Genomic DNA, 21,200 nt, shown 5'->3' on the forward strand with positions numbered 1-21,200 from the left:
CCGCGCCGGTGATCGAACCGCCGCAGTCCAGCATCATCGACGACGTGCTGGCTAACCCGATGCTTCTGCTGATGGCAGGCGGTAGCGCCCTGGTAGCCCTGCTGGTGCTGCTGATGGTTCTGTCGCGCCGCAACGCGCTGAAAGAGGCCGAGCTGCAGAACAACCTGGCCGCACAGGATGACGAGAACACCTTCGACAGTGATCTCGACCTGAAGGACGACAGCTTCGATGCGTTCTCCAACTCTGAACTGGATGACGCCGTGGCCGACGAGCCTGAAGTCGCTCCGGCCCGTACCGAGGAGCGCGTCACCTCGCAGACTGGCGACGTGATCAGCGAGGCCGACATCTACATCGCCTACGGCCGCTTCAACCAGGCTGCCGAACTGCTGCAGGGCGCTATCAACGAGGAGCCCCATCGCAGCGACCTCCGCCTGAAACTGATGGAAGTCCACGCCGAACTGGGTGATCGCGAAGGCTTCGCGCGCCAGGAGAGCGAGCTCCGTGAAATCGGCGGTGCTGGCAACGACATCGAGCAACTGAAAGGCAAGTACCCGGCCATGGCGGCTGTCGCCGTTGTCGCAACTGCTGCAGCAAGCGTGGCGGCGGCCGATGACCTCGACAGCTTCAGTCTTGACGACCTGACCCTGGACGATGCACCGGCCAATGCTCCGGCGGCTACCGGCTCGGACCTGGATGACGCGTTCGACCTGAGCCTGGACGACCTGGGTTCCGACCTGGATCTGGACCTGGTGGAAGAGAAGCCGGCTACCATTCAGCCCGCGGCTGCACCGGTCAATGAACTGAGCCTGGATGACCTGGAATTCGATGCGCCGGTCGCACCAGCCAAGGCCGAATCCGATCTGGATTTCGATCTGGACATCGGTGGTGGCGACCAACTGCTGACTGGCGATGAGAGCCTCGAGCTCAGTGACGATCTGGCCGATTTCAGCCTCGATCTGGAGCCGGCTGCTCAGCCTGCGATCGCTGAGGAAGACGACTTCCTGCTGAGCCTGGACAGCGAGCTCGACGCGCCCCTGGCAGTCGAAGCGGCTGCTCCGGCTGTGGAAGAGGCCAGCGCTGGCCTGCTCGACCTGCCGGCCGATTTCGATCTGTCGCTGCCCGATGAGCCGGTTGCCGAGTCGGTGGCCGACAACGATAGCTTTGCCGCCCAACTGGACGAAGTGACTGCCGAACTGGACCAGCTCTCCGACAGCCTGCAGAAGGCGCCGGAGTCCGACCCGGTTGCCGTGCTGGAAGACGAGACTTCGGACCTGGGCCTGGGGCTGGACGAGGAAGACGACTTCGACTTCCTTTCCGGCACCGATGAAACCGCGACCAAGCTGGATCTGGCTCGCGCCTATATCGACATGGGTGACACCGAAGGTGCTCGCGACATCCTCGACGAGGTCATGTCCGAAGGTAATGACACCCAACAACAGGAAGCGCGCGAACTGATCGCACGACTCAGCTGATAGATGACAGAAGCAGTACCCGCAGCGGCAGCCGATTCGGCTGCCGTTGGCATTTACAGAATCGCCCTCGGTGTCGAATACAAGGGCTCGCGTTATCGTGGCTTCCAGCGTCAGATCGATGGAGTTCCATCTATCCAGGGCACGCTGGAGAAAGCCCTTTGCCGTGTGGCGGGTGGTGCACCCGTGACACTTTCCTGTGCCGGACGCACCGATGCCATGGTGCACGCCAGTGGCCAGGTCGTGCACTTCGATACGCCCGTTTCGCGGTCGGCGCTCTCCTGGGTGATGGGTGCTAATGCGAACCTGCCGCCGGATATCAGCGTTACCTGGGCCAGGGAGATGCCGAAGCACTTCGATGCCCGCTTCAGCGCCATGGCCCGACGCTATCGCTATGTGATCTACAACGACGAAATTCGTCCGGCGCACATGGCAGAAGAAGTGACCTGGAACCACCGTCCCCTGGATGCCCAGCGCATGCGCGAGGCTGCGCGCTGTCTGGTGGGAACCCACGATTTCAGTGCGTTTCGCGCGAGACAGTGCCAGGCGAAGTCGCCCATCAAGACAGTGCATCACCTTGAGTTGATCGAACTCGGTCGCATGATCGTGCTCGATATCCGCGCCAATGCGTTCCTTCACCACATGGTGCGCAATATCGCCGGTGTACTGATGACCATTGGGGCTGGCGAGCAGCCGGTCGAGTGGGCGAAGCAGGTCCTGGAGGGTCGCATCCGCCGTGAAGGCGGGGTAACGGCGCACCCTTATGGGCTCTACCTGGTCCGCGTCGAGTATCCGGAAGAGTTCGACCTTCCTGAGCGTTACCTGGGGCCGCACTTCCTTTCCGGTTTGCCGGATGTGGTGGGCTGACGCTGCCTCGGGCCTTTGCTAACATCCCAGGTCTTTAGCCTTCAGGTGCCTGCATCTTGTCAGCCGTTCGCATCAAAATTTGCGGTATCACCCGAATCGAGGACGCCCTGGCCGCCATCGCCGCCGGGGCGGATGCCATAGGTTTTGTGTTCTACGCCAAGAGCCCGCGAGCGGTCACGCCAGCCCAGGCGCGAGCCATCATCGCCGCGCTGCCGCCTTTCGTGACCACTGTCGGACTCTTCGTCGACATGCCCCGCGCCGAATTGGCCCGATTGCTGACCGAAGTTCCGCTGGACCTGCTGCAGTTCCACGGCGATGAAGGCCCGGAAGACTGTGCAGGTTACGGCCGTCCCTACATCAAGGCGTTGCGGGTCAAGCCGGGTGACGACGTCGCCGCGGCGATTTCGCGCTACCCCGCAGCCTCTGGAATCCTCCTTGACACCTATGTTCCGGGCACCCCCGGTGGCACGGGCGAGGCCTTCGACTGGAGCCTGGTGCCCCGGGATGCGGCAAAGCCGCTGATCCTGGCGGGCGGGCTGACCCCGGAGAACGTCAGTGACGCGGTACGCCAGGTGCGCCCCTACGCCGTGGATGTAAGCGGTGGCGTCGAGGCCAGCAAGGGCATCAAGGATGCCGCGAAGATTCAAGCCTTCATCCAACAGGCACGCGGCTGAAATGCGGATCGCGGAAACTTTCGTGTGTTCGGTTGCTGGCGCGTCTCCTGCATATGTGACGGACGGCGTTTCGCTGCCGTCCATAAGCGAGTTGCCCACGCAGGCGAAGCCTGCCGGGTCGCGTGGCAAGGCTGCGTCGATCGGGCCTGTTTTTTACGAGGGCGATGGCAAGGCCGTCGCCAGGGTGATTCCCGGACACATCGTCAGGGCCGGGATCGCAACCATGAATTCGCTCAAGGACATGCGCGGGGCTATGAACCGCTAGCGCGTGTTCGGGCCTGAAAGCTGTGGAGAACTAGAGCATGAGCAACTGGCTGGTAGACAAGCTGATCCCTTCGATCATGCGTTCCGAGGTGAAGAAGAGCTCGGTCCCGGAAGGCCTCTGGCACAAGTGCCCGTCCTGCGACGCGGTGCTGTACAAGCCCGAGCTGGAAAAGACGCTGGACGTCTGCCCGAAATGCAACCACCACATGCGCATCGGTGCACGCACCCGTCTGGATATCTTCCTGGATCCGGAAGGCCGCGAAGAGCTCGGCGCCGACCTGGAGCCGGTGGATCGCCTGAAGTTCCGCGACAGCAAGAAGTACAAGGACCGCCTGGCGGCCGCGCAGAAGGACACCGGTGAGAAGGATGCCCTGATCGCCATGCGTGGCACCCTGCACAAGATGCCGATCGTGGCCTGCGCCTTCGAATTCTCCTTCATGGGCGGTTCCATGGGTGCCATCGTCGGCGAGCGCTTCGTGCGTGCCGCGAACGTCGCCCTGGAGCAGCGCTGCCCGCTGGTGTGCTTCTCCGCGTCCGGCGGTGCCCGCATGCAGGAAGCCCTGATCTCCCTGATGCAGATGGCCAAGACCTCCGCTGCCCTGGCTCGCCTGCGCGAAGAGGGTATCCCGTTCATCTCCGTGCTGACCGACCCGGTCTACGGCGGCGTTTCCGCCAGCCTGGCGATGCTCGGCGACGTGATCGTCGGCGAGCCGCGTGCGCTGATCGGCTTCGCCGGTCCGCGCGTGATCGAGCAGACCGTGCGCGAAAAACTGCCGGAAGGCTTCCAGCGCAGCGAATTCCTGCTGGAGCACGGCGCCATCGACATGATCATTCCCCGCGCGGAACTGCGTGAGCGCCTCGGTCGGCTGCTGGCGCAGATGACGCGTCTTCCTTCCCCGGCTATCGCATGACCCAGAGAACCCTTGCTGACTGGCTTTCCTACCTTGAACAGCTCCACCCCACGGCTATCGACATGGGGCTGGAGCGCAGCCGCGAAGTTGCCAGCCGGCTCGGCCTGAGCCGACCGGCACCGAAGGTGATCACGGTCACCGGCACCAACGGCAAGGGTTCCACCTGTGCTTTCCTGGCCGCGCTGTTGCGCGCCCAGGGGCTCAAGGTCGGCGTGTACAGCTCGCCGCACCTGCTGCGTTACAACGAGCGTGTCCAGTTGAATGGCCAGGAGGCCAGCGACCAGGCGCTCTGCGACGCCTTTTCCGCTGTCGAGGCGGCGCGCGGCGAAATCTCCCTCACCTATTTCGAAATGGGCACCCTGGCGGCCTTCTGGCTGTTCCAGCATGCCGCCCTGGATGCCGTGGTGCTGGAAGTGGGTCTGGGCGGTCGCCTGGATGCGGTGAACCTGGTGGATGCCGACCTGGCGCTGGTGACCAGCATTGGACTGGATCACGCCGACTGGCTGGGCGATACCCGGGAAAGTGTCGCCTTCGAGAAGGCTGGCATCTTCCGCGCTGGCAAGCCTGCCCTGTGTGGCGACCTTGACCCGCCGCAGCCGTTGCTGGAGCAAGCGAACGCTCTGTCCGCACCCTTGTTCCTCCGCGGCCGCGACTTCGACCTGGCGCAAGGCGAGGCGAACTGGCACTGGCGCGGTGTGAGCGCTTCCGGCCAGGTGCTGGAATTGCACGACCTGCCCTTGCTCGACCTGCCCATGGAAAACGCCGCACTGGCGCTTCAGGCCTATGCGCTGCTGGGCATGCCTTGGCAACCGGATGCCTTGCAAGCTGCTCTCCTGGGTACCCGGGTCACCGGGCGTTTGGATCGCCGCCATATTGATTGGCGCGGCAAGCGGGTTTCCCTGCTGCTGGATGTCGGGCACAACCCCCATGCGGCTGAATACCTGGCCGCGCGCCTGGCCGCCCGACCTGTTGCTGGTCGCCGATTGGCCGTGTTCGGCCTGCTTGCCGACAAGGATCTCCCCGGGGTTCTTCGCCCTCTGCAAGGCTGCCTGGCCAACTGGGCGGTGGCACCGTTGCCGACGCCGCGCACTCGCTCCGCGTCCGAGTTGCAGGCGGCATTGACGAACCTTCATGCAAGCGTCAGTGTCCACCAAAATATCGCCGCAGCACTCGACGCGCAGTGCGAGCAGGCGACACCGGACGACGAGATCCTGGTGTTCGGATCGTTCTACAGTGTGGCTGAGGCGCTGAGCTGGCTGGAAAGCTTCGCAACGGGGGAGTAGGGGAAATGGCTGTATTGGACAAGGGACTCAAGCAACGAATCGTCGGCGCGCTCGTGCTGGTGGCGCTGGCAGTGATCTTCCTGCCGATGCTGTTCAGTCGCGAGGATGAGCTGCGCCAGGTCGTGGTTGAGGCTCCGCCGATGCCGAAAGCGCCGGAAATGCCGCCGGTCGAGCTCGAGCAGGTCCAGGTGCCGGAGCCCCAGGCACTGCCCCAGGAACCCGTGCCGCCACTGGAACCCGCTGGAGATGCGCTGGCGTCCAATGAGCCGCCGGTCGAGCAGTCTGCTCCTGCTCCTGCTGCTCCTGCCCAGCCCGCTGCGCCAGCGGTTCCAGTACCCGCTCCGGCACAACCGCAGCCCCAGGTACAGGCCAAGGCGCCTGCACCGGCTCCAGCCGCCCCCGTGGCTGAGGTGAAGGCTGAAGAGAAGCGCCTGGACGTCAACGGACTACCGGTCAGTTGGTCGATCCAGCTTGCTAGCTTGTCCAGTCGCGCCAGTGCCGAAAACCTGCAGAAGAACCTGCGGACCCAGGGCTACAACGCCTATATCCGCAGCGTCGAAGGCATGAACCGCGTCTTCGTCGGACCGCTCATTGAGCGGGCTGAGGCCAATCGTCTGCGTGACCAACTGGCCCGCCAGCAGAAGCTGAACGGCTTCATCGTTCGTTTCCAGCCGGAAAAGGGCTGATAGAGCGGGATAATCGAGCCCTTTCGGTTCCGCGGGTTACCGGAGTCAAAGGGCTCTGCTAAAATGCAGCGCCTTTTCAGTTTGTGGGCTGCATCGTGGCATTCACCTGGGTCGATTGGACGATCATCGCCATCATCGCCGTTTCCAGTCTGGTCAGTTTGAGTCGGGGTTTCGTCAAGGAAGCTCTCTCGCTGCTGACGTGGATAGTCGCAGGTGTAGTGGCCTGGACTTTCGGCGGCGCCCTGTCGCTGCACCTCACCGAATTCATCGAAATGCCTTCGGCGCGCATCATCGCCGCATGCGCCATCCTTTTCGTCGCCACCCTCCTGGTTGGCGCCTTGATCAATTTCCTGATCGGCGAGCTAGTCAGGGTCACCGGCATGGACGGCACCGACCGCGTACTGGGCATGGCCTTTGGCGCCGCCCGTGGTGCGCTGCTGGTCGTGCTGCTGGTCGGCCTGCTCAGCCTGGCGCCGGTGCAACAAGATCCCTGGTGGCAGCAATCCACGCTGTTGCCGCATTTTCTAATGGTCGCCGATTGGTCGAAGAACCTCATTCTGGGCTTTACCAGTCAGTGGCTCGCGAGCGGCATCAGCTCACCCAGCTGATGCGTCGCACCCGAAAGCATGCCCATCCATGCCCAACCGGCCTGGACGGGTACTTGATTAGCCTGAACTACTAGCAGGGGTTGCGTCACATGTGTGGCATCGTCGGTATCGTCGGTAAGTCGAACGTCAATCAGGCGCTGTATGACGCGCTTACCGTCCTTCAGCATCGCGGCCAGGACGCTGCCGGTATTGTGACCAGCCATGATGGCCGGCTCTTCCTGCGCAAGGACAATGGCCTGGTGCGTGACGTCTTCCAGCAGCGCCACATGCAGCGCCTGGTCGGCAGCATGGGCATCGGCCATGTGCGCTATCCCACCGCCGGCTCTTCCAGCTCCGCCGAAGCTCAGCCGTTCTACGTGAACTCGCCCTACGGCATCACCCTGGCGCACAACGGCAACCTGACCAACGTCGAGCAGTTGGCCAAGGAAATCTACGAATCCGACCTGCGCCACGTGAACACCAACTCCGACTCGGAAGTGCTGCTCAACGTGTTCGCCCACGAGCTGGCCCACCGCGGCAAGCTGCAGCCCACCGAGGAAGACGTGTTCGCCGCCGTTTCCGGTGTGCACGCACGCTGCAAGGGCGGTTACGCCGTGGTGGCGATGATCACCGGCTACGGCATCGTCGGCTTCCGTGATCCCCACGCCATCCGCCCGATCGTCTTCGGCCAGCGCCACACCGACGAAGGCGTCGAGTACATGATTGCCTCCGAGAGCGTCGCCCTGGACGTGCTCGGCTTCACCCTGATCCGCGACCTGGCCCCGGGCGAAGCGGTTTACATCACCGAGGAAGGCAAGCTGTTCACCCGCCAGTGCGCGGCTGATCCGCAGTACTCCCCCTGCATCTTCGAGCATGTCTACCTGGCGCGCCCGGATTCCATCATGGACGGCATTTCCGTCTACAAGGCGCGTCTGCGCATGGGCGAGAAGCTGGCCGAGAAGATCCAGCGCGAGCGTCCTGACCACGACATCGACGTGGTGATCCCGATTCCGGATACCAGCCGTACCGCAGCCCTGGAACTGGCCAACCACCTGGGCGTGAAGTTCCGCGAAGGCTTCGTGAAGAACCGCTACATCGGCCGTACCTTCATCATGCCGGGCCAGGCTGCGCGCAAGAAGTCGGTACGCCAGAAGCTCAACGCCATCGAGCTGGAATTCCGCGGCAAGAACGTGATGCTGGTGGACGACTCCATCGTGCGCGGCACCACCTGCAAGCAGATCATCCAGATGGCCCGTGAAGCCGGCGCCAAGAATGTCTACTTCTGCTCGGCCGCTCCGGCGGTGCGCTACCCGAACGTCTACGGCATCGACATGCCCAGCGCCCATGAGCTGATCGCCCACAACCGCTCCACTGAAGAGGTGGCTGAGCTGATCGGTGCCGACTGGCTGGTTTACCAGGACCTGCCGGACCTGATCGACGCAGTAGGTGGCGGTAAGGTGAAGATCGACCATTTCGACTGCGCCGTATTCGATGGCAAGTACATCACCGGCGATGTCGACGAGCAGTACCTGAACAAGATCGAGCAGGCGCGTAACGACGCCTCCAAAGCCAAGGCCCACGCGGTCAGCGCCATCATCGATCTGTACAACAACTGATCTGCAGGCCGTAGTCTCGCGCCACAGATCGATAGCCCGGATTCCATCCGGGCTACGTTTTTTTGAAGAGGTGGGAACATGACGAAGGAATGGGAAGCCGGAAGGCTGGACAGTGACCTGGAAGGCGCGGCCTTCGAAACCCTGGCCGTGCGTGCAGGCCAGCGTCGTACGCCCGAGGGTGAACACGGCGAGGCCATGTTCCTCACCTCGAGCTACGTGTTCCGCACCGCCGCCGATGCCGCGGCGCGCTTTGCCGGCGAAGTGCCGGGCAACGTCTATTCGCGCTACACCAACCCGACCGTACGTACCTTCGAAGAGCGCATCGCTGCACTGGAAGGGGCCGAGCAGGCCGTGGCCACCGCGTCCGGCATGTCCGCCATCCTCGCCATCGCCATGAGCCTGTGCAGTGGTGGCGACCACGTGCTGGTGTCCCGCAGCGTGTTCGGCTCCACCATCAGCCTGTTCGAGAAGTACCTCAAGCGCTTCGGCATCGAGGTCGACTACCCGGCCCTGTCCGATCTGGACGGCTGGAAAGCGGCGATCAAGCCGAATACCAAACTGCTGTTCGTCGAGTCGCCGTCCAACCCCCTGGCGGAGCTGGTCGACATTCCCGCCCTGGCCGACATCGCCCACGAGAAGGGCGCGTTGCTGGTGGTGGACAACTGCTTCTGTACCCCGGCCCTGCAACAGCCGCTGAAACTGGGCGCCGACATCGTCATGCACTCGGCCACCAAGTACATCGACGGCCAGGGCCGTACCATGGGTGGCGTGGTCGCTGGCCGTGCCGAGCACATGAAGGAAGTCGTGGGATTCCTGCGTACTGCGGGCCCGACCCTCAGCCCCTTCAACGCCTGGGTGATGATCAAGGGCCTGGAAACGCTGCGTGTGCGCATGCAGGCCCACTGCGCCAGCGCTCTCGAAATCGCCCGGTGGCTGGAGCAGCAGCCCGGTGTCGAGCGCGTCTACTACGCCGGGCTGGAAAGCCATCCGCAGCATGAATTGGCCAAGCGCCAGCAGAAGGGCTTCGGCGCGGTTGTCAGCTTTGAGGTCAAGGGCGGCAAGGAAGCGGCTTGGCGCTTCATCGATGCGACCCGGATGATCTCCATCACCACCAACCTGGGTGACACCAAGACCACCATCGCCCATCCGGCGACGACCTCCCACGGCCGTCTGTCGCCGCAGGAGCGTGCCAATGCGGGCATCAGCGACAGCCTGGTCCGCCTGGCCATTGGCCTGGAAGACGTGGGCGACCTCAAGGCCGACCTGGAGCTTGGGCTCGCTGCACTGTGATCGACTGGAGCCTGCAGGCGGCCGCGCCGAACAACGGCAAGGTCGCCCTGGTTACTGGTGCCGCACGTGGTATCGGCCTGGGAGTGGCGGCCTGGCTGATTGCCGAAGGCTGGCAGGTGGTACTGGCTGATATCGACCGCGCCCGTGGCTCCAAAGTGGCCAAGGCGCTGGGCGAGAATGCCTGGTTCGTCGCCATGGATGTGGCCCATGAAAGCCAAGTGGCGGTAGGGGTGGCCGAGGTGCTTGGGCAGTTCGGTCGTCTCGATGCGCTGGTCAGCAATGCCGCCATCGCCGAACCGCACAATCCGCCGCTGGAAAGCCTGGAACTGGCTCGCTGGAACCGCGTGCTCGCGGTCAACCTGACGGGCACCATGCTGCTCGCCAAGCACTGCGCACCCTATCTGCGGGCCCACCAGGGTGCCATCGTCACCATCGCCTCCACCCGTGCCCACCAGTCCGAGCGCGATTGCGAGGCTTATGCCGCCAGCAAGGGTGGACTGCTGGCCCTGACCCACGCACTGGCCATGAGCCTGGCGCCGGAGATCCGGGTCAACGCCGTGACGCCTGGCTGGATCGATGCCCGCGACCCGTCCGCCCGTAAAGACGCACCGCTGACCGAGCTGGACCACGACCAGCATCCGCTGGGGCGCGTGGGGCTGGTAGAAGACGTGGCCGCCCAGGTGGCTTGGCTGCTGTCGGACAACGCCAGCTTCGTCACCGGCCAGGAGTTCATGGTCGACGGCGGCATGACCCGCAAGATGATCTATCTCGACTGAGTGCCAGTCGGGGGAGGGAAGGGCGGCGGCACCGGTAGGTGCGCCGCCCTTTTTTCTGGAAGATTCGAATTGCCGCTCGCGGGGCCGGCGAGGGCGTGCCCACTCAGGGTTTGCGCAGGTCGATCGCCGGAGTCTTCTTGCCGTCGAACAGCTCCACCGGCTCGCGCGGCAGGATGGCCGGGCGGCCTTCCGTGTCGTGCTCGCCGACGATGCGGATGTCGTCGTACTTCTTCCCGGACAGGGCCGCGAGGCCGGCGCGGTCCCGTACTACGGTGGGCCGCAGGAAGACCATCAGGTTGCGCTTCACATGGGAGTCCTTGGTGGAGCGGAACAAGCGGCCGAGGATGGGGATGTCGCCCAGCAGTGGCACCTTGGAGTCGGTCTGGGTGATGTCGTCCTGGATCAGGCCGCCCAGTACGATCACCTGGCCGTCTTCGGCGAGGATCGTGCTCTTGATCGCGCGCTTGTTGGTGATCAGGTCGACCGCCTGGGCAGTGAGGGAGGCAGTTGGCGCAATGGAGGAGATTTCCTGCTCGATCTCCAGGCGCAGCGTCGCGCCTTCGTTGATGTGCGGAGTCACCTTCAGGGTCACGCCGATGTCCTGGCGTTCGATGGTGGTGAAGGGGTTATTGGCGCCGGACGCGTCGGTGGTGAACGTGCCGGTCTGGAAGGGCACGTTCTGGCCCACGAGGATCTCCGCCTTCTGGTTGTCCAGGGTCAGCAGGCTCGGGGTGGAGAGCAGGTTGCTCTTGTTGTTCGCCGAGAGCGCGGTGATCAGCGCGGCGAAATGGTCAGTACCGATGCCGATGATGGCGCCGTCCGGCAGGGTGTCGGGAATTTCGTCGTCGCGGATGGCGTTGAGCACGGTGCCGACAGACAGCCCGGTATTGCCGAAGTTGACTCCGCCCAGGCCGCCGGTGTCGCCGCGGGCGTCCACCGCCCACTGCACGCCGAGGGCTTCGGTGATGTCACCGGAAATCTCCACGATGGCCGCTTCCACCATCACCTGGGCGCGCGGCACGTCGAGCTGGCGGACGATATCTTCCATGGCGGCGACCACATCCGGCTCGGCCAGCATCACCAGGGCGTTCAGGCTTTCGTCGGCGCGGATCAGAATGTTCTGCGGCTTGCCGCCGCTCGCAGGAGCGCCGCCTTCGGCACTGCCTTCCCCGTTCTTCAAACCCTCGGAAATCTCGCCCAAGGTTTCGGCCAGGCTCTTGGCATCGTTGTGGCGCAGGCGGATCACGCGGGTATTCGCCGAGCGCGAGGTCGGCGTGTCCAGGGATTGCGCCAGGGCCGCCAGTTTCGCCCGGGCCGACGGTGGGCCGAGGATGATCAGGCGGTTGGTGCGGCCATCGGCGATCACCTGGGTGCCGGAAGTGCCCTTGGACTGGCCGCGGTTCAGCGAGGCGTTGAGCACCTCGGCGGCGTCCATCACCCAGGCGTACTTGAGGTTTAGGACGGTGTAGTCGTGGTCACCCTTCTGGTCGAGCTGGCGCATCAGGTCTTCGATGCGGGCGATGTTGGCGGCGCGGTCGCTGATGATCAGGGCGTTGGTCGAGGTCACCGCGGCAAGGTGGCCGTACTGGGGGACCAGCGGTCGAATCAGCGGGATGAGTTCCGTCACCGGGGTGTGTTGCACCTGGATCACGCGGGTTTCCAGGCTTTCGGCGCCAGGACGGGTGCTGTCGGCTTCGGCCTTGGCTTCGGCGTTGGGAATGATCCGCGCCTGGCCGTCCTGGGCGACCACGGTGAAGCCGTGAGTGGCCATCACCGAGAGGAACAGCTGATAGACCTCGTTGATCCCCAGAGGCGTTTTCGACACCACGCTGACCTGGCCTTTTACCCGCGGGTCGACGATGAAAGTCTCGCCGGTGATGTCGGCGATCTGGTCGATGAATTCGCGGATGTCGGCGTCCTTGAGGTTGATGGTCCAGGCGTCCTGCTGTTGCTGCGAGCTGTCCGGCGCGGTGGTTGGCTGGGCGGCGAGCAGGGGCAGGGGCGCGGCCAGCATCCCGGCGGCGATCAGGGCGAGCGTGAGGCGCGAGAAAGTCGGGGTCATCGTGTCATTCGCTATCCTGGGGCGGTTCGGCGGAAGGTTCGGAGGCGGTGTTCTCCGGGTCTTCCATCTGTTGGCGCAGTTTCTCCATGCGCTCGCGCAATTCGGCGGCGTTGTCTTCCTGCAGGCCGTTGAGTTCGTCGATCACCGTGGCGGACGAATCGTCCGGGCTGGCACCGACGGCGGTGAAGCGTGAGCGTGGTTCGGGGAAGCTGAGACTTTCCAGGCGCCCGTTGCGTTCGATTTCGACATGGGTTCGATAGACCGTGTGCAGCTTGACGCCACTGGTGATCTCGTCGCCGGCGGTGAAGCGGCGCGGTTTGCCGCCTTCGAACTGGATGATGGCCGTGGACTTGTCCGGCCCCTCATGGACGAAGCTGCCGAGCAGGGTCAGGCGCAGGTTGGTGGTGGGCGGCGGGCCGCTTGGCTGGGCTTTCGGGGCGGGACCGAACAAAGGCTCGAGGTTCTGCAGGGGCTGGGCGGTGGCCAGTTGCGTGCCCTGTTGCGCCGGCGCGCGGGCGGGAGCCTGGACCACGCGCAACCATTCCCGGGTCTGCCAGGCGAAGCTGGCACCCATGGCCAGGACCAGCAATGCACCGACGAGGGCTGGCGCATGGCGTTGCAGCCAGTGTGCGGAATCCGGGGCTTGCAAGTGGGTCCAACTCCTAAGGCTGTATCGTTCTTCTGATTTTATGTTTTGGCAGAACTGCTTTGATCATAGCAGCGCCTTCAAGGGCAATGCTCGGCCGTACAGATGATGTTGCGACGCGGTCGCTGTGCTAAAGATATCTGTGAATTTTTACGGCTTTAGGTGGCTTTGTTCACACGAATCATAAGAATCGGACAGCAGCGGCGCACAATCGTCAGATTGCGCTGCAATACTTTCTTTTGGACCTCTCTGAAACAGGCGCCCACGGATGAACCCACCACTCGCTGAAGCCCCGCTGCGGCGGCTCCCATTCGGCTTTGCCAAGCGGCACGGCGTGCTGTTGCTGGATGGAGTGGAGCCTTGCCTTGCCCATCGTCCCGGCGTCGAGCTGGTGGCCCTGGCCGAAGCGCGGCGTTTCGCCGGGCGCAGCCTGCCGTTGAAACCCCTTAGCGGCGATGCCTTCGAGCAGGCCCTGGCCCTGGCCTACCAGCATGATTCCTCCGCTGCCATGCAGCTGGCGGAGGACCTGGGCGGCAGCCTGGACCTCGCTGCCCTGGCCGAACAGATTCCGGAAACCGAGGACTTGCTGGAGCAGGAGGACGACGCGCCGATCATCCGCCTGATCAACGCTATCCTCGGTGAGGCGATCAAGGAGAACGCCTCGGACATCCACCTGGAAACCTTCGAGAAGCGCCTGGTAGTGCGTTTCCGCGTCGACGGCATTCTCCGCGAGGTGCTGGAGCCCAAACGCGAACTGGCGGCCTTGCTGGTCTCGCGGATCAAGGTGATGGCGCGGCTGGATATCGCCGAGAAGCGCATTCCCCAGGACGGTCGTATTTCCCTGCGGGTGGCCGGACGTGAAGTGGACATCCGCGTATCCACACTGCCGTCGGCCAATGGCGAGCGCGTGGTGCTGCGTCTGCTGGACAAGCAGGCCGGACGCCTGACCCTGCAGCACCTGGGCATGAACGAGCGTGATCGCGACCAACTGGAAGACACGGTTCGTCGCCCCCACGGCATCCTGCTGGTCACCGGCCCCACCGGCTCGGGCAAGACCACCACCCTGTACGCCAGCCTGGTCACCCTCAACGACCGCACACGCAATATCCTCACCGTCGAAGACCCGATCGAGTACCACATCGAGGGCATCGGCCAGACCCAGGTCAACCCCAAGGTGGACATGACCTTCGCCCGTGGCCTGCGCGCCATCCTTCGCCAGGACCCGGACGTGGTGATGGTGGGCGAAATCCGCGACCAGGAAACCGCCGAGATCGCCGTGCAAGCCTCGCTGACCGGCCACCTGGTGCTTTCCACCCTGCACACCAACAGTGCCATCGGCGCCATCACCCGCCTGGTGGACATGGGCGTCGAGCCCTTCCTGCTGTCCTCGTCCCTGTTGGGCGTGCTGGCCCAGCGCCTGGTGCGGGTGCTCTGCCCCCATTGCAAAGAGGCCTATCAGCCGGACGCCGCCGAATGCCAATTGCTCAACGTGGAGGTGGACAGCGCGCCGCTCCTGCATCGCGCTCGCGGATGCGCCGAATGCCACCAACAGGGCTATCGCGGGCGGACCGGTATCTACGAACTGGTGGTGTTCGACGATCACATGCGCAGCCTGATCCACAGCGTCGCCTCCGAGCAGGAAATGATCCGCCACGCGCGGCAATCCAGCCTGAGCATCCGCGAGGACGGCCGGCGCAAGGTGTTGGAGGGCATCACCACGGTGGAAGAAGTGCTGCGAGTCACCCAGGAAGAGTAAATGGCCGCATTCGAATACCTCGCACTCGACGCCAAGGGCCGCCAGCAGAAGGGTGTGCTAGAGGCGGACAGCGCCCGCCAGGTACGCCAGCTGTTGCGCGAGCGCCAACTGGCACCGCTGGAAGTGCGCGCCACCCGCGTTCGCGAGCAGGCCGAGCGGGGCCGCTTCAGCCTGGCGCGGGGCCTGTCCGCCCGTGACCTGGCCCTGGTGACGCGGCAGCTCGCGACCCTGGTACAGGCGGCGCTGCCCATCGAAGAGGCGCTGCGGGCGGCGGCTGCACAGTCCGGCAGTTCACGCATCCAGTCGATGCTGCTGGCGGTGCGTGCGCGGGTACTGGAAGGCCACAGCCTGGCCAGCAGCCTGCGGGAGTTCCCCTCGGCCTTCCCCGAGCTCTATCGCGCCACGGTGGCGGCCGGTGAGCACGCCGGTCACCTGGGGCCGGTGCTGGAGCAACTGGCCGATTACACCGAGCAACGCCAGCAGTCGCGCCAGAAGATCCAGCTGGCGCTGCTCTACCCGGTGATCCTGATGTGCGCGTCGCTGGCGATCGTCGCCTTCCTGCTGGGTTTCGTCGTGCCTGACGTGGTCAAGGTTTTCATCGACTCGGGGCAGACCCTGCCTCTGCTCACCCGCGGCCTGATCGCCCTCAGCGATCTGGTCAAGCACTGGGGCTGGCTGATGCTCCTGGTGCTGATTGCGGCATTCGTAGGCGCGCGCTGGGCGTTGCGCGATCCGAACGTGCGTCAGCGCTGGCATGCCGTGATGTTGCGCATTCCACTGGTGGGACGACTGGTGCGTGCCACCGATACCGCGCGCTTCGCCTCCACCCTGGCGATCCTCACCCGCAGCGGCGTGCCGCTGGTGGAGGCCCTTGGCATTGGCGCCGAAGTGATTTCCAACCGGGTTATTCGTGCGCATGTGGTGGTGGCGGCACAGAAGGTCCGTGAAGGCGGCAGCCTGACCCGCGCCCTGGAAGGCAGTGGGCAGTTTCCGCCGATGATGTTGCACATGATCGCCAGTGGCGAGCGCTCCGGCGAACTCGACCAGATGCTCGCCCGCACCGCGCGTAATCAGGAAAACGACCTGGCCGCCAGCATCGCTTTGCTGGTCGGACTTTTCGAACCGTTCATGCTGGTAGTCATGGGGGCGGTGGTGCTGATGATCGTCCTCGCCATCCTGCTGCCTATCCTTTCTCTCAACCAACTCGTGGGGTAATCGCGTGAATCTGCGCCGTAGTCAGTCGGGCTTTACGCTCATCGAAATCATGGTCGTGGTGGTCATCCTCGGCATCCTCGCCGCTCTGGTGGTGCCGCAGGTGATGAATCGTCCCGACCAGGCCAAGGTCACGGTGGCCAAGGGTGACATCAAGGCCATCGGCGCCGCCCTGGACATGTACAAGCTGGACAACTTCGCCTATCCCAGCACCCAGCAGGGCCTGGAGGCCCTGGTGAGCCGGCCGTCCGGCAACCCGCCGGCGAAGAACTGGAACAAGGACGGCTACCTGAAGAAGCTGCCGGTCGACCCGTGGGGCAACCCGTACCAGTACCTGGCGCCGGGCAGCAAAGGCGCTTACGACCTCTATTCGCTGGGGGCCGATGGCAAGGAAGGCGGTAGCGACAACGACGCCGACATTGCCAACTGGGACAACTGATGAGAAGCGGGCGGCAAGGCGGCTCCGGCCGGATGTCCGGCGCCTTGGCGTCCGCGGGTTTCACCCTGATCGAAATCCTGGTGGTGATGGTCGTCATGGCCTGCATGGCCGGCCTGGCGGTGATCAGTGCCGGCGTTGCCGGCCCCACTCGTGAACTCACCAATGAAGCCGATCGCCTTGCGGGGCTGATCGGCGTGCTCGCCGACGAGGCTGTGCTGGATAACCGCGAGTACGGTGTCCGCGTGGAGCGAGACAGTTACCAGGTCTTCTACTACGACGAAACCAGCGCCCGCTGGCAGCCGATGTCCGACGGTGCCCGCCAGTTGCCGGAGTGGGCCGAACTGACCATCGAGCTGGATGGCGAGCCGCTGGTGCTTCCGACCCCGGCCAAGAAAGAGAAGCAGGCCAAGGATGCGAAGAAGGCCCCGCCGGTGCCGCAACTGATCATCCTCTCCAGTGGCGAGATCAGCCCCTTCCGCATGGAAATGGGTGAGCGGCGCAGGGATGGTCTGCGCCTGCAGCTTTCCAGCGATGGATTCCGCCTGCCCCGTGTAGAGGCCCTGGGCGGCAAGGGGCGCGCCGGATGAGAAGCAGTCGCGCGTTCACCCTGATCGAGGTGCTGGTGGCGCTGGCGATTTTCGCGGTGGTTGCCGCCAGCGTCCTGACTGCCAGTGCGCGCAGCCTGCAGATCGCTTCACGCCTGGAAGACAAGACCCTGGCGATGTGGATCGCCGACAACCGCCTGACCGAGCTCCAGTTGCGCGAGACGCCGCCCTCCAACGGCAAGGACAAGGGCGAACTGGATTACGGCGGACGACGCTGGGAGTGGCAAAGCGAAGTCGAAGGCACCAGTGACCCGGCACTGCGTCGGGTCACCCTCTGGGTGGCGCCGCGCCCGACCCGGGGCGCCGGTGTTGGCAAGCTGGAGGACCGGGCCACCGTACGCCTGGTGGGCTTCATCGGGAGCACGCCATGAGGCGCGCAGCGGGTTTCACCTTGCTGGAGCTGCTGATCGCCATCGCCATCTTCGCGCTGCTGGCCATTGGCACCTGGCGCATGCTCGGTGCGGTCCTCGATTCGGACGAAGCGACACGCGTGCAGGAGCAGCAGCTGCGTGAAGTGGTCCGGGCGATTTCCGCTTTCGAGCGGGACATCCGCCAGGTGATTTCCCGCCCCGTTCGCGATGCCTATGGCGAGTCCCGCGCCGCGCTGCTGGGCGAGCAGGAAGGTGACAACGACAGCCTGGAGCTCACCCGCAATGGCTGGCGTAACCCGACCGGCATGCAGCGCTCGCGCTTGCAGAGGGTGCGCTGGCAGCTCTCCGGCGAACGCCTGGAGCGGCGCTACTGGACGGTGCTGGACCAGGCCCAGGACAGCCTGCCGCGCGTCCAGAACGCGCTGGATGGGGTTACCTCCATGAAGTTGCGCTACATGGACGACAGTGGCGACTGGCAGGACAGCTGGCCGCCGGCCGGCCTGCCGGAGGACGAGCGGCTGGATCGCCTGCCGCGCGCCCTGGAACTGACCCTGGAGCACCGCCGCTATGGTGAGCTGCGCCGGGTGCTGCGCCTGGTGGAAACCCCGCCCAGACAGCCGCCGCAGGCCGGGGGCAACCAGCCGGACGGGGAACAGCAGAATCCGCAGAACCCACAGGGCGGCCAGCAGGATGGTCAGCAAAGTGGCCAGCAGGGCGGCAACCAGGAGCAGTCGCAATGAAGCGCCAGGCAGGCGTCGCCTTGCTCACTGTGTTGCTGGTGGTCGCAGTGGTCACGGTCGTCTGCGCCGGCCTGATCGCCCGCACTCAGCTGTCCATCCGTTCCAGTGGCAATGAACTGCACACCCGCCAGGTGGCCCAGTACGCCCTCGGCGGCGAGGCCCTGGCCAAAGCCATCCTCGTGCGTGACCTGCGCCAGGGGGATCCGCGGACACCGGTTGATCACCTGGGCGAGGCCTGGGCGCGGCCTCTCACCACTTTCAAGCTGGATGACGGCGGTTCGCTCAGCGTGCGCATCGAAGATCCGAGCGGTCGCTTCAACCTCAACAGCCTGGTGCGGGACGGCCAGCTCAATGAGCAGGGCATCCGCCAGTTCCGCCGCCTGCTGCTGCGTCTGGGGATCGAGGCGCCCTACACCGAGCGGCTGGTGGACTGGCTTGATCGCGACCAGGAGCCCTACGGCCCCAATGGCGCCGAAGACAACCAGTACCTGCTGCTGCAGCCGCCGTATCGTGCGGCCAATCACGCCATGAGCGATGTGTCCGAGTTGCGCCTAGTGTTAGGCATGACGGAGCTGGACTACCGCAAGCTGCTGCCTTTCGTCACCGCATTGCCGGCCGACGCGTCCCTCAACGTCAACACTGCCAGCGCGCTGGTGCTCTCCACCCTGGCCGACAACCTGGACGCCGACAGCGGCGGATTGCTGATGGCCGCACGGGGCACCACGGGCTTTCGCAGCCTGGATGCCTTCCTCGGCCAGCCGGCGCTGGCCGGGATGGGGCTGGAGGCGCAGGGGCTGGCGGTGGGCAGTCAATATTTCAACGTGATCAGCGAGGTTCGCCTCGCCGGTCGCCGCCAGGTTCTGGTCAGTACCCTGCAGCGCGGTAGCGACGGCAAGGTACGGGTTCTCTCTCGCGATCTCGGGCAGGGCGGATTGCCGCCGGCGCCCGTCAAGGAGCCGCAGTCATGACACAGGCTTGCATCTTCCTCCCGGTGGCCGCCTGCACCCAGCTGGACGCCGAACTGGAAGTGCTGCTCTGGCAAGGAGGCACAGGCCGTCGCCTGCCATTCGCCAGGGCGCTGGAAGAGGTGGCGCCGCCCTGGCGCCTGATCCTGCCGGTGGAGGCGGTGACCTGTTGCGCGGTCCGCCTGCCTACCCAGAAGGGGCGTTGGTTGCGTCAGGCGTTGCCTTTCGCAGTGGAGGAACTGCTCGCCGAGGAAGTGGAAAGCTTCCACCTCGGGCTGGGCGGGACATTGGCAGATGGTCGGCACCGGGTGTTCGCGGTGCGCCGAACCTGGCTGGCGGGCTGGATGGACCTGGCCGGCAAGCTCGGCCCAGCGCCCGCTGCCATCCATGTCGATGCCGACCTGCTGCCGGAACAGGGCACCCAGTTGCTCTGGCTGGAACAGCGCTGGCTGCTGGGCGGTGAAGGTGGCACCCGGCTCGGTTTCGCGGAACTCGACTGGCCCGTCCTGAAGGACGCCTGCGCTGCGCCTCGCAGCGGCCACGCCCCCGCCGCTCGCCAGGTGCTTGACGGCGTTGATGAGTGGCGCGATGAAGACGACACCTATGGCTGGCTGGCGGCGCAGAAGGGCAGTGATCTGGCCCAGGGCGAATTCACCCTGAAGGAAGAACGCCAGCGCTGGTCGCGCTGGAAGCCGCTGCTGGGGCTGGTGGGCTTGTGGCTGGTGCTGCAGTGGGGCTTCAACCTGGTCCAGGCGTGGCAACTGCAGCGTCAGGGCGATACCTATGCGGCTGCCAACGAAGCCCTCTATCGAGAGCTGTTCCCCCAGGACAACAAGCTGGTGAATCTGCGGGCCCAGTTCGATCAGCACCTGGCCGAGGGCTCCGCTTCGGGGCAGGGCCGCCTGCTGACCCTGCTCGGCCAGGCGGCCCAGGCGCTGATCACCGAAGGTGCCCAGGTGCGGGTGCAGCAACTGGATTTCAGTGAGACACGGGGCGACCTCGCGTTGCAGGTACAGGCGCCGGGCTTCGATGCCCTGGAACGCCTGCGCGAGCGCCTGATCGGCAGTGGGCTTTCCGTACAGATGGGCTCGGCCAGCCGCGACGAAAGCGGCGTCAGCGCGCGCCTGGTGATAGGAGGATGAAGATGCTCGATGCAATCAAGGCGCCTTTGCAGACCCAGTGGCAGGCTTCTTCCCTCGCTGTTCGCTGGCGTGCGATGCCGGCCAGGGACCGCACGGCGTTGCTGGGGCTCGGCATTTTCCTCGGCCTGGTCCTGCTCTACCTGTTGCTCTGGTTGCCGGCCGAGCGCCGTCTGGCCAGTGCCCGCGAGCACTTCGAGGCCCAGCGCGGCCTGCATGCCTATCTGCAGCAGCGTGCTCCCGAGGCGCGATCGGTTCAGAGTCAGCCCCAGAGCCAGGTGGACCCGGAGCGGCTGCAGGGGCTGGTGACCGCCACCGCCGCCGAACAGGGGCTGGGCGTCGAGCGTGTCGACAGCGATGCGCCCGGCGCGGTGCAGGTGAACCTGCAGCCGGCGGCGTTTCCCAGCCTCCTGCGTTGGTTCGGCGTACTGGAAGGGCAGGGGGTTCGCATCGATGAAGCCGGACTGGACCGCAATGAAGATGGCCGTGTCACCGCACGGGTATCGCTGAAGGTGGGGAGCTGACTGCGCCCCGACTTCGTGCGTGCGCACTGTCATGGGGCGCATTGCGGCGCCGGGAAAAGGGGCATGAGACGCGCCAAGAGAAAAAATCCATACAGGGTGTTGACTTAGCGAAGCCCTCTGCGTAAATTGCGCGCCTCGCAAGGCGATGGGTGATTAGCTCAGCCGGGAGAGCATCTGCCTTACAAGCAGAGGGTCGGCGGTTCGATCCCGTCATCACCCACCATTCCTTGTGAGATTCGGACGAAAGTCCGGCCGACGCGCAGCGGTAGTTCAGTCGGTTAGAATACCGGCCTGTCACGCCGGGGGTCGCGGGTTCGA

At 65.0% G+C, this 21,200-nt stretch carries 21 protein-coding genes and 1 tRNA gene; 20 read left to right on the forward strand and 2 right to left on the reverse strand.

Annotation, left to right across the window (positions count from 1 at the left end; genetic code table 11):
- From E8E91_RS24660 to E8E91_RS24705, 10 genes are all read left to right on the forward strand, one after another.
- Positions 1–1,472 (forward strand): FimV/HubP family polar landmark protein (locus tag E8E91_RS24660; protein WP_280379605.1); only part of this gene is annotated, 1,472 nt, incomplete at its 5' end.
- A 3-nt stretch (positions 1,473–1,475) separates the two neighbouring features.
- Positions 1,476–2,336, forward strand: a complete 861-nt coding sequence (gene truA / locus E8E91_RS24665; RefSeq protein ID WP_280379607.1) for a tRNA pseudouridine(38-40) synthase TruA — start codon at positions 1,476–1,478, stop codon at positions 2,334–2,336.
- Positions 2,337–2,392: 56 nt separating this feature from the next.
- Positions 2,393–3,010: a phosphoribosylanthranilate isomerase gene (locus E8E91_RS24670; RefSeq protein WP_280379609.1), complete on the forward strand. Its 618-nt coding sequence runs from the start codon at positions 2,393–2,395 to the stop codon at positions 3,008–3,010.
- Between the two features lie 302 nt (positions 3,011–3,312).
- Positions 3,313–4,185: an acetyl-CoA carboxylase, carboxyltransferase subunit beta gene (accD, locus tag E8E91_RS24675; protein WP_271471629.1), complete on the forward strand. Its 873-nt coding sequence runs from the start codon at positions 3,313–3,315 to the stop codon at positions 4,183–4,185.
- Positions 4,182–5,468, forward strand: coding sequence for a bifunctional tetrahydrofolate synthase/dihydrofolate synthase (folC, locus tag E8E91_RS24680; protein WP_280379610.1), 1,287 nt, complete (start codon positions 4,182–4,184; stop codon positions 5,466–5,468). The genes accD and folC overlap by 4 nt, the downstream gene beginning before the upstream one ends.
- A 5-nt stretch (positions 5,469–5,473) precedes the next feature.
- Entirely contained in the window at positions 5,474–6,154 is a 681-nt protein-coding gene (locus E8E91_RS24685; RefSeq protein ID WP_280379612.1) for an SPOR domain-containing protein, read from the forward strand.
- A 95-nt stretch (positions 6,155–6,249) separates the two neighbouring features.
- Positions 6,250–6,762 (forward strand): CvpA family protein, encoded by a 513-nt coding sequence (locus E8E91_RS24690; RefSeq protein ID WP_028631332.1) that lies wholly within the window; start codon positions 6,250–6,252, stop codon positions 6,760–6,762.
- A gap of 89 nt (positions 6,763–6,851) precedes the next feature.
- Complete coding sequence (gene purF / locus E8E91_RS24695; RefSeq protein ID WP_151132842.1) at positions 6,852–8,357, forward strand: amidophosphoribosyltransferase; 1,506 nt, start codon at positions 6,852–6,854, stop codon at positions 8,355–8,357.
- Between the two features lie 78 nt (positions 8,358–8,435).
- Positions 8,436–9,647 (forward strand): O-succinylhomoserine sulfhydrylase, encoded by a 1,212-nt coding sequence (locus E8E91_RS24700; protein ID WP_280372158.1) that lies wholly within the window; start codon positions 8,436–8,438, stop codon positions 9,645–9,647.
- An 11-nt stretch (positions 9,648–9,658) separates the two neighbouring features.
- Positions 9,659–10,423 (forward strand): SDR family oxidoreductase, encoded by a 765-nt coding sequence (locus tag E8E91_RS24705; RefSeq protein WP_280379670.1) that lies wholly within the window; start codon positions 9,659–9,661, stop codon positions 10,421–10,423.
- Between the two features lie 103 nt (positions 10,424–10,526).
- Here E8E91_RS24705 and gspD read toward each other — a convergent pair whose 3' ends face one another.
- Together gspD and E8E91_RS24715 are read right to left on the reverse strand one after the other, a co-directional pair.
- The gene (gene gspD, locus E8E91_RS24710) at positions 10,527–12,485 is read right to left on the reverse strand and encodes a type II secretion system secretin GspD (protein ID WP_280379614.1); all 1,959 of its coding nucleotides are present in this window, start codon (positions 12,483–12,485) and stop codon (positions 10,527–10,529) included.
- A gap of 4 nt (positions 12,486–12,489) precedes the next feature.
- Positions 12,490–13,134, reverse strand: coding sequence for a type II secretion system protein N (locus E8E91_RS24715; protein ID WP_280379616.1), 645 nt, complete (start codon positions 13,132–13,134; stop codon positions 12,490–12,492).
- Positions 13,135–13,399: 265 nt separating this feature from the next.
- Between E8E91_RS24715 and gspE the strand changes: the two genes are divergently transcribed.
- The 10 genes from gspE (at position 13,400) to E8E91_RS24765 (ending at position 21,105) form a co-directional block, all read left to right on the forward strand.
- Positions 13,400–14,887 carry a type II secretion system ATPase GspE gene (gspE, locus tag E8E91_RS24720; RefSeq protein ID WP_280372155.1) on the forward strand — a complete coding sequence of 496 codons (1,488 nt, stop codon included), beginning with the start codon at positions 13,400–13,402 and terminating at the stop codon, positions 14,885–14,887.
- Positions 14,888–16,102 (forward strand): GspF family T2SS innner membrane protein variant XcpS, encoded by a 1,215-nt coding sequence (gene xcpS, locus E8E91_RS24725; protein ID WP_280379618.1) that lies wholly within the window; start codon positions 14,888–14,890, stop codon positions 16,100–16,102.
- Between the two features lie 49 nt (positions 16,103–16,151).
- A complete protein-coding gene (gene gspG / locus E8E91_RS24730) occupies positions 16,152–16,538 on the forward strand; it encodes a type II secretion system major pseudopilin GspG (RefSeq protein ID WP_280379672.1) in 387 nt (128 codons plus the stop codon).
- A gap of 32 nt (positions 16,539–16,570) precedes the next feature.
- Positions 16,571–17,125: a type II secretion system minor pseudopilin GspH gene (gspH, locus tag E8E91_RS24735; RefSeq protein WP_280379620.1), complete on the forward strand. Its 555-nt coding sequence runs from the start codon at positions 16,571–16,573 to the stop codon at positions 17,123–17,125.
- On the forward strand, positions 17,122–17,514 hold the full coding sequence (gspI, locus tag E8E91_RS24740) for a type II secretion system minor pseudopilin GspI (RefSeq protein WP_280372151.1): 393 nt from the start codon (positions 17,122–17,124) through the stop codon (positions 17,512–17,514). Before gspH ends, gspI begins: the two co-directional genes overlap by 4 nt.
- Complete coding sequence (gene gspJ / locus E8E91_RS24745) at positions 17,511–18,254, forward strand: type II secretion system minor pseudopilin GspJ (protein ID WP_280379621.1); 744 nt, start codon at positions 17,511–17,513, stop codon at positions 18,252–18,254. The genes gspI and gspJ overlap by 4 nt, the downstream gene beginning before the upstream one ends.
- On the forward strand, positions 18,251–19,222 hold the full coding sequence (gene gspK, locus E8E91_RS24750) for a type II secretion system minor pseudopilin GspK (protein ID WP_280379623.1): 972 nt from the start codon (positions 18,251–18,253) through the stop codon (positions 19,220–19,222). Before gspJ ends, gspK begins: the two co-directional genes overlap by 4 nt.
- Complete coding sequence (gene gspL / locus E8E91_RS24755) at positions 19,219–20,361, forward strand: type II secretion system protein GspL (protein ID WP_280379624.1); 1,143 nt, start codon at positions 19,219–19,221, stop codon at positions 20,359–20,361. The genes gspK and gspL overlap by 4 nt, the downstream gene beginning before the upstream one ends.
- 2 nt (positions 20,362–20,363) lie before the next feature.
- Entirely contained in the window at positions 20,364–20,882 is a 519-nt protein-coding gene (locus E8E91_RS24760) for a type II secretion system protein M (RefSeq protein WP_280379626.1), read from the forward strand.
- Between the two features lie 147 nt (positions 20,883–21,029).
- A tRNA-Val gene (locus E8E91_RS24765) sits at positions 21,030–21,105 on the forward strand.
- Positions 21,106–21,200: the final 95 nt, after the last annotated feature.

Origin of the sequence: Pseudomonas sp. BN515 (genome assembly GCF_029873155.1) — a bacterium.
Taxonomy (GTDB): Bacteria; Pseudomonadota; Gammaproteobacteria; order Pseudomonadales; family Pseudomonadaceae; genus Metapseudomonas.

Excerpts from the sequence above, each read along its gene's own strand:
- truA (WP_280379607.1), top strand. The coding sequence starts at position 1,476 with ATGACAGAAGCAGTACCCGCAGCGGCAGCCGATTCGGCTGCCGTTGGC.
- accD (WP_271471629.1), top strand. The coding sequence starts at position 3,313 with ATGAGCAACTGGCTGGTAGACAAGCTGATCCCTTCGATCATGCGTTCC.
- folC (WP_280379610.1), top strand. The coding sequence starts at position 4,182 with ATGACCCAGAGAACCCTTGCTGACTGGCTTTCCTACCTTGAACAGCTC.
- E8E91_RS24685 (WP_280379612.1), top strand. The coding sequence starts at position 5,474 with ATGGCTGTATTGGACAAGGGACTCAAGCAACGAATCGTCGGCGCGCTC.
- purF (WP_151132842.1), top strand. The coding sequence starts at position 6,852 with ATGTGTGGCATCGTCGGTATCGTCGGTAAGTCGAACGTCAATCAGGCG.
- E8E91_RS24700 (WP_280372158.1), top strand. The coding sequence starts at position 8,436 with ATGACGAAGGAATGGGAAGCCGGAAGGCTGGACAGTGACCTGGAAGGC.
- gspD (WP_280379614.1), bottom strand. The coding sequence starts at position 12,485 with ATGACCCCGACTTTCTCGCGCCTCACGCTCGCCCTGATCGCCGCCGGG.
- gspE (WP_280372155.1), top strand. The coding sequence starts at position 13,400 with ATGAACCCACCACTCGCTGAAGCCCCGCTGCGGCGGCTCCCATTCGGC.
- xcpS (WP_280379618.1), top strand. The coding sequence starts at position 14,888 with ATGGCCGCATTCGAATACCTCGCACTCGACGCCAAGGGCCGCCAGCAG.
- gspG (WP_280379672.1), top strand. The coding sequence starts at position 16,152 with ATGGTCGTGGTGGTCATCCTCGGCATCCTCGCCGCTCTGGTGGTGCCG.
- gspH (WP_280379620.1), top strand. The coding sequence starts at position 16,571 with ATGTCCGGCGCCTTGGCGTCCGCGGGTTTCACCCTGATCGAAATCCTG.
- gspI (WP_280372151.1), top strand. The coding sequence starts at position 17,122 with ATGAGAAGCAGTCGCGCGTTCACCCTGATCGAGGTGCTGGTGGCGCTG.
- gspJ (WP_280379621.1), top strand. The coding sequence starts at position 17,511 with ATGAGGCGCGCAGCGGGTTTCACCTTGCTGGAGCTGCTGATCGCCATC.
- gspK (WP_280379623.1), top strand. The coding sequence starts at position 18,251 with ATGAAGCGCCAGGCAGGCGTCGCCTTGCTCACTGTGTTGCTGGTGGTC.
- gspL (WP_280379624.1), top strand. The coding sequence starts at position 19,219 with ATGACACAGGCTTGCATCTTCCTCCCGGTGGCCGCCTGCACCCAGCTG.
- E8E91_RS24760 (WP_280379626.1), top strand. The coding sequence starts at position 20,364 with ATGCTCGATGCAATCAAGGCGCCTTTGCAGACCCAGTGGCAGGCTTCT.